The 12,701-nt window shown below is 62.9% G+C and carries 10 protein-coding genes; 6 read left to right on the forward strand and 4 right to left on the reverse strand.

Features of this window, described 5'->3' with window-relative positions:
* Positions 1-5 precede the first annotated feature (5 nt).
* Genes LHAB_RS08195 through LHAB_RS08215 form a run of 5 tightly spaced genes read left to right on the forward strand, consistent with a single transcriptional unit; the run spans position 6 to position 5,485 of the window.
* Positions 6-1,001 (forward strand): NAD(P)-dependent oxidoreductase, encoded by a 996-nt coding sequence (locus tag LHAB_RS08195; protein ID WP_090047807.1) that lies wholly within the window; start codon positions 6-8, stop codon positions 999-1,001.
* The gene (locus LHAB_RS08200; protein WP_090045295.1) at positions 998-1,852 is read left to right on the forward strand and encodes an amidohydrolase family protein; all 855 of its coding nucleotides are present in this window, start codon (positions 998-1,000) and stop codon (positions 1,850-1,852) included. The genes LHAB_RS08195 and LHAB_RS08200 overlap by 4 nt, the downstream gene beginning before the upstream one ends.
* 45 nt (positions 1,853-1,897) lie before the next feature.
* The gene (locus LHAB_RS08205; protein ID WP_090045297.1) at positions 1,898-2,890 is read left to right on the forward strand and encodes a lactonase family protein; all 993 of its coding nucleotides are present in this window, start codon (positions 1,898-1,900) and stop codon (positions 2,888-2,890) included.
* Positions 2,887-4,461: a galactarate dehydratase gene (gene garD / locus LHAB_RS08210; protein ID WP_090045299.1), complete on the forward strand. Its 1,575-nt coding sequence runs from the start codon at positions 2,887-2,889 to the stop codon at positions 4,459-4,461. Before LHAB_RS08205 ends, garD begins: the two co-directional genes overlap by 4 nt.
* A 28-nt stretch (positions 4,462-4,489) precedes the next feature.
* Positions 4,490-5,485 carry a Bug family tripartite tricarboxylate transporter substrate binding protein gene (locus LHAB_RS08215; protein ID WP_090045301.1) on the forward strand — a complete coding sequence of 332 codons (996 nt, stop codon included), beginning with the start codon at positions 4,490-4,492 and terminating at the stop codon, positions 5,483-5,485.
* 55 nt (positions 5,486-5,540) lie between these two features.
* Here LHAB_RS08215 and LHAB_RS08220 read toward each other — a convergent pair whose 3' ends face one another.
* Together LHAB_RS08220 and LHAB_RS08225 are read right to left on the reverse strand one after the other, a co-directional pair.
* Complete coding sequence (locus LHAB_RS08220; RefSeq protein WP_090045302.1) at positions 5,541-6,041, reverse strand: bacteriohemerythrin; 501 nt, start codon at positions 6,039-6,041, stop codon at positions 5,541-5,543.
* A gap of 98 nt (positions 6,042-6,139) precedes the next feature.
* Positions 6,140-6,982 (reverse strand): class I SAM-dependent methyltransferase, encoded by an 843-nt coding sequence (locus tag LHAB_RS08225; protein ID WP_090045304.1) that lies wholly within the window; start codon positions 6,980-6,982, stop codon positions 6,140-6,142.
* Between the two features lie 196 nt (positions 6,983-7,178).
* Between LHAB_RS08225 and LHAB_RS08230 the strand changes: the two genes are divergently transcribed.
* Positions 7,179-8,201, forward strand: a complete 1,023-nt coding sequence (locus tag LHAB_RS08230; RefSeq protein WP_090047810.1) for a metal-dependent hydrolase — start codon at positions 7,179-7,181, stop codon at positions 8,199-8,201.
* Positions 8,202-8,228: 27 nt separating this feature from the next.
* On the opposite strand, the gene argH is transcribed toward LHAB_RS08230, so the two are convergent.
* Both argH and ppc read right to left on the reverse strand, forming a co-directional pair.
* Positions 8,229-9,677 (reverse strand): argininosuccinate lyase, encoded by a 1,449-nt coding sequence (gene argH, locus LHAB_RS08235; protein ID WP_090045305.1) that lies wholly within the window; start codon positions 9,675-9,677, stop codon positions 8,229-8,231.
* A 47-nt stretch (positions 9,678-9,724) separates the two neighbouring features.
* Complete coding sequence (ppc, locus tag LHAB_RS08240; RefSeq protein ID WP_090047812.1) at positions 9,725-12,532, reverse strand: phosphoenolpyruvate carboxylase; 2,808 nt, start codon at positions 12,530-12,532, stop codon at positions 9,725-9,727.
* Between the last annotated feature and the right edge of the window lie 169 nt (positions 12,533-12,701).

A 12,701-nucleotide genomic window follows, 5' to 3' on the forward strand; every position in this document is an offset into this window, starting at 1 on the left:
TGCGATTGCCTTTGGTGCTGGTCACCCATCCCCGTGAGCGACTGACCACTTACTTCGGCGAGGAGGCGCTGGCCAGTTTGCAGAAGATGGCCCGCGTCAAACTCAACCCCGATTCACACGACTGGTCAACCCCGGAGCTGATCGGGGCCGCGCAGGGTTGCGATGTGTTGATCGCTTACCGCCAGACAGCACTCACTGCAGATTTTTTTGCTGCAGTGCCGGGTTTGCTGGCGGCCGTGCGGTGTGCGGTGGACATCCGCACCATCGACGTCGCAGCGGCGGGTCGCGAGGGGATTTTGGTGACCCAGGCCAGTGCCGGATTTGGTCCTGCCGTGGCCGAGTGGGTGATCGGCGCCATGATCGATTTGAGTCGCCACATCAGCCCATCGGCTGCAGCTTACTGGCAAGGCCAGTGCCCGCCACCGCGCATGGGCCGTGAACTGCGCGGCGGATGTTTGGGCATCATCGGCTACGGGGAAATCGGTCGTCATGTGGCGCGTTTGGCGCAGGCGTTCGGTATGCGTGTGTGTGTGTACGACCCGCATGTTCAGTCGCCAGACCCTGCCATCGAGTCGTTGGGTTGGCATGAGTTGTTGGCCTGCGCAGACCATGTGGTCTGCCTTGCCTCAGCTACGCCCGAAACCGAAAAGTTGATCAATGCGCAGGCCTTGTCGTGCATGAAACCCACTGCATTTTTCATCAATGCATCGCGGGGTCAGCTGGTGGACGAGCCGGCCCTGTTGCAGGCGCTGGAGCGGGGGGCGCTGGCGGGCGCCGCTTTGGATGTGGGCTGTGCGGCAGACCAGATGCCGTCCCTTGAATTGGCGCGGCATCCCCGTGTCATTGCCACGCCGCATGTGGGTGGTCTCACGCCGCAAGCGATTGCCCACCAGGCCTTGGAAACCGTAGAGCAGACGCGAGACATCTTGCAAGGGCGCATGCCTGACGGGGCTGTCAATCCTGCTCAAGCATCCCGTTTGACTTCACGAATGCCATCATGAGCAGTGCTGTTTTGAACACGCCCCATGCTGCAGCGTTTGAGGTGCCGGCAGATGCCTGTGATTGTCATGTGCACGCCTATGACGACGCTTACCCATTGGCCCCCACCGCCACTTTCCAACCCCCGCATGCGCCGATGGCCGACTACGCCAAAGTGCAAGCCGCTTTAGGGCTCACGCGCGTCGTGGTGGTGCAGCCTACGGGCTATGGTTTTGACAACCGCTGCACACTGGCGGCTGTGGCCAGTATGAGCGGCCGAGCCCGTGCAGTGGCCATGGTCCCCCCTGCCGTGACACAGGACACGCTGCAAGATTTGCACGCGGCAGGTGTGCGTGGCGTTCGCATGATGATGTTGCCCGGAGGGCCGCTGGGCTGGGAGGCCTTGGCACCCTTGGCACTGAAGATCAAAGATTGGGGCTGGCATTTGAATGTGCAGTTCAACGGCTGTGACTTCGCAGAGCGGCTGCCTCTTTTGCAAGGCCTCGGTGTGCCTTTGGTGTTGGACCACACGGGCAAATTTCTGGTGCCTCCTGCCAGCACCGACGATGTCGCATTTCAGGCCCTGTGCCGCTTGCTGGACACAGGGCGTGTCTGGGTCAAGCTGTCGGCCCCTTACGAAACATCGCGCACCGGCGCGCCGCGCTACGAGGACGTGGGTCTGCTGGCCCGCTACCTGGCCACGCATTACCCTGAGCGCTGCTTGTGGGCCAGCAATTGGCCGCACCCCAATCAGAACCCTTTGCCCTCTTCGGGTGCCTTGCTGAACCTGTTGCCCCAATGGGTGTCTCGCGCTGCTGACATTCAGCGCATTTTGGTGGACAACCCGGCCCGGGTGTACGGTTTCGAGGCCTGAGCCGGCATTGGCTTTTCTTGTGATGCTTTTTCTTCCATTTTGACCATGCCCCACGTTTATGTTTCCAACGCCGACAGCGGCGACATCTCGGTTCTGCACATGGCGCCCGATGGCAGCTTGCGTCTGCAAAGTACGGTGTCCGTGGGGGGCAACCTGATGCCCATGGCGATCCACCCCAATCAGAAAGTGCTTTATGCGGTTCGGCGCAGCGAGCCGATGGCGGTGGCCCGTCTGGCCATTGACCCTGTCAGCCGAGATCTGCAGCTTCTGGATGAGACGGCCTTGCCTGCCAGCATGGCCTACATCAGCACCGACTTGGCGGGGCGGTTTTTGCTGGCGGCCTCCTACCCCGGGCACCAGATCACGGTGAGCCCCCTCGCGGCCGATGGCACCGTAGGCCCTGTGCAACAGGTACTGGCTACAGGCCCTTACGCCCACGCCATCTTGCCCTCCCCCTGTCAGCGCTATGTGCTGGCCACAGCCCTGGGTGGTGGCGAACTCATGGTCTTGCATTTCAATGCCGAGTCAGGCCAATTGACACAGGCCGCATCATGGGCAGCGCGTGCAGGCGCTGGTCCTCGGCATTTTCGGTTTGACCCACAAGGCCGCTGGGTGTACTTGCTCCACGAGCTCGATGGCACGGTGGATGTGTTGGCTTGGGACGCGGCCCAGGCCCGCTTGAGCCTTGTGCAAACCGTGGGCATTTTGCCGCCGGGCTTCACAGGCAAGCCCTGGGCCGCTGATTTGCACCTGACGCCCGATGGGCGTCACCTGTACACCAGCGAGCGCACGTCCAGCACATTGGCGCACTTCACGGTCGATGCCGCTTCAGGGCGTCTCACGCCCCAAGGCCACACGTCGGTTGAAACCCAGCCACGGGGGTTCGCGATCGACCCGTCCGGGCGGCATTTGCTGGTGGTGGGGCAGTTGTCACACCACCTGAGCCGCTGGGCGTTAGATCCGAACACGGGCCACCTGGACATGCAGCAACGCATCGCGGTGGGTCAGGGCCCCAATTGGGTGGAGATCCTGGCATGAACGGCACCACAGAATCCGAGACCCCGCGTGTGGTGCGCATGCACCCGGCGGACAACGTGGCGATCGTGGTCAACGATGGCGGTTTGCCCGCTGGCAGTGTTGTGGCGCTGGGCCTGGTGCTGCGGGAGAAAGTACCGCAGGGTCACAAGGTGGCGCTCAGTGATCTGTTGCCGGGCCAAGCGGTCATGCGCTACAACGTCCCGGTGGGCTATGCGCGGCAAGCCATCCCCGCAGGCAGCTGGGTACACGAGCGTTTGCTGGACATTCCGCCAGCGCGTGAACTGCAAGGCCTGCCCATGGCCACTGTGCAGCCTGCGCCGCAAGCCCCGCTGGAGGGCTTCACCTTTGAGGGCTATGTGAATGCCGATGGTTCGGTGGGCACACGCAACCTGCTGGCGCTGACCACCACCGTGCAATGCGTGGCAGGTGTGGTCAAGATTGCGGTAGAGCGCATCGAGCGAGAACTGCTGCCCCTGTATCCGAATGTGGACGGTGTGGTGGGTCTGGAGCACAGCTACGGTTGCGGCGTGGCCATCGACGCGCCTGGCGCAGAGATCCCGATTCGGACCTTGCGCCACATCAGCCTGAACCCCAACTTTGGCGGCGAGGTCATGGTGGTGAGTCTGGGCTGCGAAAAGCTGCAGCCTGAACGCTTGCTGCCACCGGGCAGTTTCCCAATCCAGGATGTCCGCGATGCCGGGCAGGGGCCCGATCTGGTTTGCTTGCAAGACGATGCGCATGTGGGCTTCATGTCCATGGTCGATCACATCGTGCAAAGCGCACGGCCGCACCTAGAGCGCCTCAACGCCCGGCGACGTCAAACGGTGCCGGCCAGTGCCTTGGTGGTGGGCGTGCAGTGCGGCGGCAGCGATGCCTTCTCGGGTGTGACGGCCAACCCGGCGGTGGGCCACATGGCCGACCTGATTGTGCGTGCCGGTGGCACTGTGATGTTTTCCGAGAACACCGAAGTGCGCGATGCGGTGGAGCAACTCACCAGCCGCGCCGCCACGCACCAAGTGGCCGAGGAGATCGTGCGCGAACTCGGCTGGTATGACCAGTACCTCGACCGCGGCCGTGTGGACCGCACCGCCAACACCACGCCCGGCAACAAAGCTGGCGGCTTGTCCAACATCGCCGAAAAAGCCATGGGCTCCATCATCAAGAGCGGCAGCTCGGCGATTGCGAGTGTGCTGGCCCCGGGCGACAAACTCCAGCCCGACCAAAAGGGCTTGGTCTTTGCCGCCACGCCCGCCAGCGATTTCATTTGCGGCACCTTGCAGCTGGCCGCCGGCATGAATGTGCATGTGTTCACCACCGGACGCGGCACACCCTATGGCCTGCAGGCTTGCCCCGTGGTCAAAGTGGCCACACGCAGCGATCTGGCACGCCGCTGGCATGACCTGATGGACATGAACGCTGGGCGCATCGCCGATGGTGAGATCACCATTGAGCAAGCCGGTTGGGAGCTCTTTCGCCTGCTGCTGGACGTGGCCAGTGGCCGCAAAACTTGGGCCGAGCACTGGAAACTGCACAATGCGCTGGTCCTGTTCAACCCCGCACCGATCACCTGACAACTTCAACCTCAAAAGGAGACATTCCATGACACAGCGCCGACTTTTCATTCAATCAGCCGTGGCCAGTGCCGCTGCTGTGCTGGCCCCGACAGCCTTCAGCCAGGCAGCCCCTTGGCCTGCCAAACCGATCAATTACCTGGTGGCTTTCCCACCAGGCGGCACCACCGATATCCTGGCCCGCGTGATCTCGCAAAAGTTGGGTGCCGCACTGGGCGCCACCTTGGTGATTGAAAACAAAGGTGGCGCGGGGGGCAGCGTGGGCTCTGAGATCGCGGCCCGAGCGCCAGCCGATGGCTACAACCTGCTGGGCGGCACCATCAGCTCGCACGCCATCAACGTGAGCCTGTACCCCAAGTTGGGCTATGACCCGGTCAAATCGTTCACGCCGGTTTACCTGTACGGCACCAACCCGGTGGTGCTGGTGGTGGCGGCCAACAGCCCCCACAAAACGCTCAAAGACCTGCTGACCGCGGCGAAAGCCAACCCCGGCAAGTTGTCGGGCGCGTCGGCAGGCAACGGCACATCGCAGCACTTGGCGCAAGAGTTGCTGGCCTTCAAGGCGGGCGTCAAATTCACCCATGTGCCCTACAAGGGCAGCGCACCCGCCATTCAAGACGTGATGAGCGGACAGGTGGATTTCATGTTCGACACCACGGTGGTGGCCGGTGCCCACATCCAAAGTGGCAAATTGCGCGCGCTGGCGGTCACCTCGTCCAAGCGCTTGACCGACGCCTTGACCGATGTGCCCACCGTGGCTGAATCGGGCTGGCCGGGCACCGCTGGTTTTGAAGTGGTGTCCTGGCAAGCCCTGTTTGCGCCCGCAGGCACACCCAAGCCCATCGTGGACAAATTGCATGCCGAGATTTTGAAAATCATCCAGACGCCCGAGATGCAAGAGCGCATCAAGGGCCTGGGCATGCAGCCCTCGACCCTGACGCCAGAGCAGGTGCAGGCTTTTCAGAAAGCCGAAATTGAGAAGTGGGCCCAGGTCATCAAGGCGGCCAATATCAAACTCGAGTGAAGCCCCAGCGGACACACCCAAGGCCCCCCAGGTTGGAGGGGCCAATGAACAGGGCTTAGCTGCAGCTGACGCTGCCGCAACCGGACATGGTCACATTCTTGATGGCCAAAGGGTCGGCCAGGGTTTCGGTCACGCTGTCAAAACCCACCGATTTCAGGTGGGCAGCCAAGCCTGCGTCCATGCTGTTGGCGTGGCCGGGAAACCACTCTGCCAGCGCTTCGGCCATGCGGGTGATGATGGTGGTGTCGCTGTCCAGGTAGTGGGCTTCGACCACGCGCATGGTCTCCAATATCGTGGCGTGGTGTTCCGCGTGGCAGTTGTCGGCTGAAAACCCTGTGGCCAGCATCCAGCGCTCTTCTTGCGCGAAGTGCTCGACCGTGTGGTCCAAAAACGCCTTGTAGACCGGGAGCTGCTGGTCTTCTGGGGTGGCCAGAATCTGGTTGATCATGTCCACAAATTCTTGGTGTGTTTCGTCCATGCGGGTGTCCCCCGTGTGGAGCGCGTCGGTCCAAGGCATCAGGGTGGGCGCGGTGGCCATTGTGGCGGTGGTGGTCATGGCGTTGGGCTGAACAAGGTGGCAAAAAATAAGGCCCAATTATCACGCCAAGCCTGCGACCTGCCGCACGGGGGGCGATTCAGGACGATGGCCTGGTTTCAGGGCTCGGTGATTTGCAAGTGGGCCAGGCCGTACAGCGGCCCGCCTGTCCAAGGGCTCAGGCACATCTCGGCCAAGCAGCCCGCGGGGCCATAGGCTTCGGCCACCGTGTGCTGCGCCAGCAACTCCAGGCGAGGGTGCTGCCGAGCCAATTCCAGACCGTTGTGGGCACCCCATAAAAACTGGGCCCCTGTGCCCGACACGCTGGGGGCCAAGCGGGCCTGGCCAATGCCCAAGGGCGTCATGAAGTCACACACCAGCTGCGAGCTTTCGTGCGCGTTGTCGCCAATCTCTTGCAGCACGGCCTTGACCTGGGTGGGTGAGAGGTACATCAGCACCCCTTCGCAGACCAGCAGCAGTGGCGCGTTCGCCTCGCGCACATGTCGGGGTAAGCGCTGCCACCAGCCCGGTTGGCTCAGGTCGATGTGGCCGTTGTGCGCCGTGTCCGAGTTCGGGCTCAGCAGCGCATGCCGCAGGGTCACCACGGGCTCCAGATCGACATCGAGCCAGTGGTTGTGTCCGTTGTTCAGCCACTGGAAATAATCGGACAAACCTGCGCCCAGGTTGATGCCCACAGACTGCGGGTGTTGCCGGAAGAACGCATCGCCAATTTGCTTGATCAAGCGGGTGCGCCACAACACGTTGAGCACCGAGGCACGGTCTTGCAGCAAAGGATCCACCGCCGGGTGGCTGTTTTGCAGCACTTGCTGCGCCCGTGCATCGTGCGGGTCCAGCCACGGAAAAATCGAGGCCCCACGCGCCCTGGCCACCAGGGGCACCAGCAAGGTGCTGGGAACCGCGTCCAGCGTCGGCATGCTGTGGGTCGGGCGCGCTTGTCTCATGGCCTGTCTCCTTGTACTGTGAACCTTTCCTTTTAAAAGTGGGCAGCACCCGCGTGTCTGATGCAGGTCAAAGACTTGGCCATCTGGCGCAGGTGTAGATCGTTTTGGCCATGGGCCAACGGCCCAATGCCTTTGGGGGCATGCAAAAGCCGTTATGGTGTTGACCTTCGTCAAGTCAATCGACTCAAAACTCACCATGGATTCCGTCACACAAGTACTTTTGGGCGCCTCGGTCGGTGTGGCCGTGATGGGGCGGCGCACCGCGCTGTGGAAGTCCGTCTTGTGGGGCGGCGTGGCCGGCCTGCTGCCCGATCTGGATGTGCTGCTCGACCACGGCGACCCGATCCTGAACATGATCCGGCACCGAGCAGAATCCCATGCCTTGCTTTTGCTCACGCTCTTGGCGTTCCCGATGGCCTGGGGGGTGAGTCGTCTGCACCGTCAGCCTCAGCTGTATGGCCGTTGGTGGTGGGCGCTCATGCTGGCGCTGGTCACGCACCCCTTGCTGGACTTGATGACGATTTATGGCACCCAGGTGTTCCAGCCCTTCACCGACGAAGCCTATGGCCTCGGCAGCATGTTCATCGTCGACCCGGTGTATTCGCTGCCCTTGCTGGCGGGTGTGGTGGCGGCGCTGCGCGTCAAAACAGTGGGTCGGGCCTTGACGATCAACGGCTGGGCACTGGCTTTCAGCACCGCTTATCTGGCCTGGAGCGCCTTGGGTCAGGCTTGGGTCACGCAACACGCTCGCCAGTCCTTGCAATCACAAGGCCTGCCCAGCCAGCACTTGATGGTCACCCCCGCGCCTTTGAGCACGCTGGTGTGGCGTGTGGTGGCGCTCGATGGTGAGCGCTTTCACGAAGGCTTTTACGCGCTCATGGATGGCGGCCGGCCCATGGGCTTTGTGGCCCACGAGCGAGGTGGGGCGCTGGCTGCGCAACACGCCGCCCACCCGCAGCTGCAGCGCTTGGCGCGGTTTACGGACGGGTTTTTCAAGATGGAGCGCCAAGGCGAGAACCTGGTCGTGACCGATCTGCGCATGGGGCAAGAGCCGGACTATGTGTTTTCTTTCGACATCGGTGCGCCCTTGTCACCGGGCCAGGCCCACCCTGTGGCCGAGCAACGCAGCCGCCGCATGAACGTGAGCGAGGGTCTGCGATGGTTGGGGCAGCGCATGCTGGGGCGCGATGTGCCGCCCCCGGGCTCGGCAGGCGCTTGATGCACGTTGAGTGCAGCAGCTGGCCGTTCAGGCCCAGCGCGCGCGGTGACGTGCGATCTGCAAACGCACTTGCGCGGGTGCTGTGCCGCCCAAAGTGTTGCGGGCGTTCAGCGAGCCTTGCAGGCTGAGCGGGCCGAACACATCGGCTTCGATGCGGCTGTCGAACTTTTGCAGGGTCTCCAGTGGCAGCTCAGACAAATCCACACCCAGGCCTTGGGCGGTTTTGACGGCGTGGGCCACGACTTCGTGCGCGTCGCGGAAGGGCAGGCCCTTTTTGACCAAATAGTCGGCCAAGTCGGTGGCCGTGGCGTAGCCTTTTTTCACGGCCGCTTCCATGGCCGCCGCGTTGACGGTGATGCCGCCTTCTTTTTGACCGGTGGCGGGGTTGACTTGGCCGCCCACCATTTCGCTGAAGATGCGCAGGGTGTCTTTGAGCGTGTCCACCGTGTCGAACAGCGGCTCTTTGTCTTCCTGGTTGTCCTTGTTGTAGGCCAGGGGCTGGCCCTTCATCAGGGTGATCAGGCCCATCAGGTGGCCGACCACACGGCCGGTTTTGCCGCGAGCCAGCTCGGGCACGTCGGGGTTTTTCTTCTGCGGCATGATGCTCGAGCCGGTGGTGAAGCGGTCTGCAATGCGCACAAAGCCGAAGTTCTGGCTCATCCACAAAATCAACTCTTCCGAGAAGCGGCTGATGTGCACCATGCACAGGCTGGCCGCAGCGGTGAATTCGATGGCAAAGTCGCGGTCGCTCACGCCGTCCAGGCTGTTTTGGCAGACCTGCGGGTGGCCCGCTTCATCGACCATGCCCAAGGTGAGGGCCACGCGTTCGCGGTCCAGCGGGTAGGTGGTGCCGGCCAATGCAGCGCTGCCCAGCGGCAGGCGGTTGGTGCGGCGGCGCACATCGCCCATGCGCTCGGCGTCCCGACTGAACATTTCCACATAGGCCAGCAAGTGGTGCGCAAAGCTCACCGGTTGGGCCACTTGCAGGTGGGTGAAGCCGGGCAGGATGATTTCGACGTTTTGCTCGGCCACATCGACCAGTGACTTTTGCAGGTCGACCAGCAGGTCGATGATCAGGTCCATCTCGCTGCGCAGCCACAGGCGCACATCGGTGGCCACTTGGTCGTTGCGGCTTCGGCCGGTGTGCAGGCGCTTGCCCGCGTCGCCCACCAGCTGGGTCAGGCGCGCTTCGATGTTCAGGTGCACGTCTTCCAGGTCGAGCTTCCACTCAAAGGCGCCGGACGCGATCTCTTGGGTGATTTGCGCCATGCCGCGCTGGATGTCGGCCAGGTCTTGTGCGCCAATGATTTTTTGCGCCGCCAGCATCTCGGCGTGGGCCAGCGAGCCCTGGATGTCGGCTTGCCACAGGCGTTTGTCAAAGAACACACTGGCGGTGTAGCGCTTGACCAACTCGCTCATGGGTTCAGAAAAGAGCGCCGACCAGGCTTGGGATTTTTTGTCGAGTTGGTTTGTCATAGGTGGGGGATTTTATCGGGCGGCAAGCCGCCGCCCGAAATCAGGGCTCAACCCGTATTCCGCAGCCCCGCTGCGATCCCGTTGATCGAGATGTGGATGCCGCGCTGCACGCGCTCGTCGGCCAGGCCAGCGCGGTATCGACGGATCAGCTCGACTTGCAGGTGGTGCAGTGGGTCGATGTAGGGGAAGCGGTGGCGGATCGACCGGTCAAGCGCCGGGTTGCTGGCCAGGCGGTTCTTTTCACCCGTGATGTGCGTGAGCGCGTCGGCCGTGCGGTGCCATTCGGCTTCGATGGCGGTGAAGATTTTTTTGCGCAGGCGGGCATCGCCCACCAGTTCGGCGTATCTGGAGGCCAGGGCCAAGTCGCTCTTGGCCAGCACCATGTCCATGTTGGACAGCAGGGTGCGGAAGAATGGCCACTGGCGGTACATCTTTTGCAGCAAGGCCAGTGCAGCTTTGCGTTCGGTGGCATCGGGCTTGTCCAGGAAAGCGGCCACGGCCGAACCAAAGCCGAGCCAGCCTGGCAAAGTCAGGCGGCACTGTCCCCAACTGAAGCCCCAGGGAATGGCCCGAAGGTCTTCGATCTTGTCCAGCGCCTTGCGCGAGGCGGGGCGCGAGCCGATGTTCAGTTGGGTCAGCTCCTTGAGCGGGGTGGCCCCAAACAAATAGTCTGTGAAGCCAGGGGTATCGTAGACCAGCGCGCGGTAAGCGCCCATACTGGCCTCTGACAACTCGGCCGCTGCGTCCAGAAAGGCCCGGGTAGCGGGTTTGGTGGGCTGCAGCAGCGTGGCTTCCAGCGTGGCGGCCACCAAGGTTTCGAGGTTGCGGCGACCGATCTCGGGGTTGGCGTATTTGGAGCCAATCACCTCGCCTTGCTCGGTCAGGCGGATCTGTCCGCGCACGGTGCCCGGGGGTTGGGCCAAGATGGCCTGGTAGCTCGGGCCGCCGCCCCGGCCCACGGTGCCGCCTCGTCCATGGAACATGCGCAAGGTGATGCCGTGGCTGCTTTTGAGCTGGTCAAACAATTCCACCAAGGCGATTTCGGCGCGGTACAGCTCCCAGTTGCTGGTGAAGATGCCGCCGTCTTTGTTGCTGTCGGAGTAGCCCAGCATGATGTCTTGCTCGCCACCCGAGCGCTGGATCAGCGCAGCCACGCCGGGCAGGGCATACAAGTCGCGCATGATGGGCGCGGCGTTGCGCAGGTCTTCGATGGTTTCGAACAGGGGCACCACGATCAGGTCGTTGTGCGCTTTCGCGTCCAGTGTGCCACGCAGCAGACCTGCTTCTTTTTGCAGCAGCAGCACTTCCAGCAAGTCGCTCACGCTTTCGGTGTGGCTGATGATGTAGTGGCGAATGGCCTGCCGACCAAAGCTCGAGAGCATGCGTTGAGCGGTCTCGAAAATCGCCATTTCGGACACGGTGTGGGCGCTGTATTCGGCGCCGGGCACCCGCAGCGGGCGGGCATCGTTCAAAAGGTTCAGCAGCAGGGCTTGCTTGGCGTGCTCGTCAAGTTGGCGGTAGTTTTTCTCCAAGCGTGCGGTGGTCAGCAATTCGCTCACCACGGTTTCGTGTTGGTCCGAGCTTTGGCGCAGGTCCACCGTGGCCAGGTGAAAGCCAAACACCTCCACCGCGCGGATCAGCGGGTGCAGGCGTTGGGCGGCCAGGGCCTCGGCATGGTGGCTGCACAAAGACGCTTCGATCACCCGCAGATCGGACAAAAACGCCTCGGCGCTGGCGTAGGGGTTTTGCGGGGCCACGGCGTGGCGGGCGGCGTCACCGCCTGTGAGTTTTTTCAGGGTGGCGGCCAGGCGGGCGTACATGCCGGTGAGGGCCCGGCGGTAAGGCTCGTCCTGGCGGTGTTCGTTGGCGTCGGGTGAGCGCTCGGCCAGGGCCAGCATCTCGGGGCCGAAGGGCACCAGCATGGCCGACAGCGACAACTCGCTGCCCAAAAAATGCACCTCGGTCAGGTAATGGCGCAGGGCCACATCGCATTGGCGGGTCAGGGCGTGTTCCAGCGTGGGGGCCGTCACGTTGGGGTTGCCGTCTCGGTCGCCGCCAATCCATTGGCCCATGCGCAAGAAGCTGGCAATCGGTTGGCCGGGCAGGGCCTGTTCGAGCTCGGCATAGAGCTTGGGGATTTCGCGCAAAAACGTGGCTTCGTAATAACTCAGCGCGTTTTCGATCTCGTCGGCCACGGTGAGTTTGGTCAAGCGGAGCAGTCGGGTTTGCCACAGCTGCATCACCCGGGCGCGCATGTGCAGCTCGTTGGCGGCCAGCTCTTTGGGGCTGAGCGCGTCTTTGGCGGCGTTCACGGCGGCGGCGCGGGCCTTGATGGCATCGCGCTCGGTCAGCAAGTGAGCGATGTCGCGCTCGGCGTCCAGAATGCTTTGGCGTTGAACCTCGGTGGGGTGGGCTGTGAGCACGGGCGCAACGTAGCTGGTGGCCAGCATGTCCGAGATGGTGCGCGGTGTGATGCCCGCCCAGCGCAGGCGCTGCAGGGCCACGTCGATGCTGCCTTCTTGGGTGTGGCCAGCCCGCTCGTGGAGGGCGCGGCGGCGGATGTGGTGCCGGTCTTCGGCCAGGTTGGCCAAGTGGCTGAAATAAGTGAAGGCGCGGATCACGCTCACGGCGCGGTCACCCGGCAGGCTTTTGAGCAGTTTTTTCAGGGCCTTGTCGGCTTCGTGATCCGCGTCGCGCCGGAAAGCGACAGAGAGTTTGCGGATTTGTTCGACCAGCTCGTAAGCCTCGGGGCCTTCTTGCACCCGGATCACATCGCCCAATATGCGGCCCAGCAAGCGGATGTCCTCGACCAGGGGGCGCTCACTGTCGCGTTTTTCGCGCGTTGTGCTGCGCATTGGGGCGGGGTCGGGCAAGGCGGTGACTGGGGCAGCCTGTTTCATCGTGTGCTCGGGGATATGGATTGGGGTATTGCAGGGTGTCAATTTCCCTTGACATCATGCTAGCATCGCCTGAGGAGACAAATGACCCATTGATTTCATTTTGATGGGATCAAAATTTTTTTCA

Source organism: Limnohabitans sp. 2KL-27 (assembly GCF_001269345.1).
In the GTDB taxonomy this organism is placed as follows: domain Bacteria; phylum Pseudomonadota; class Gammaproteobacteria; order Burkholderiales; family Burkholderiaceae_C; genus Limnohabitans_A.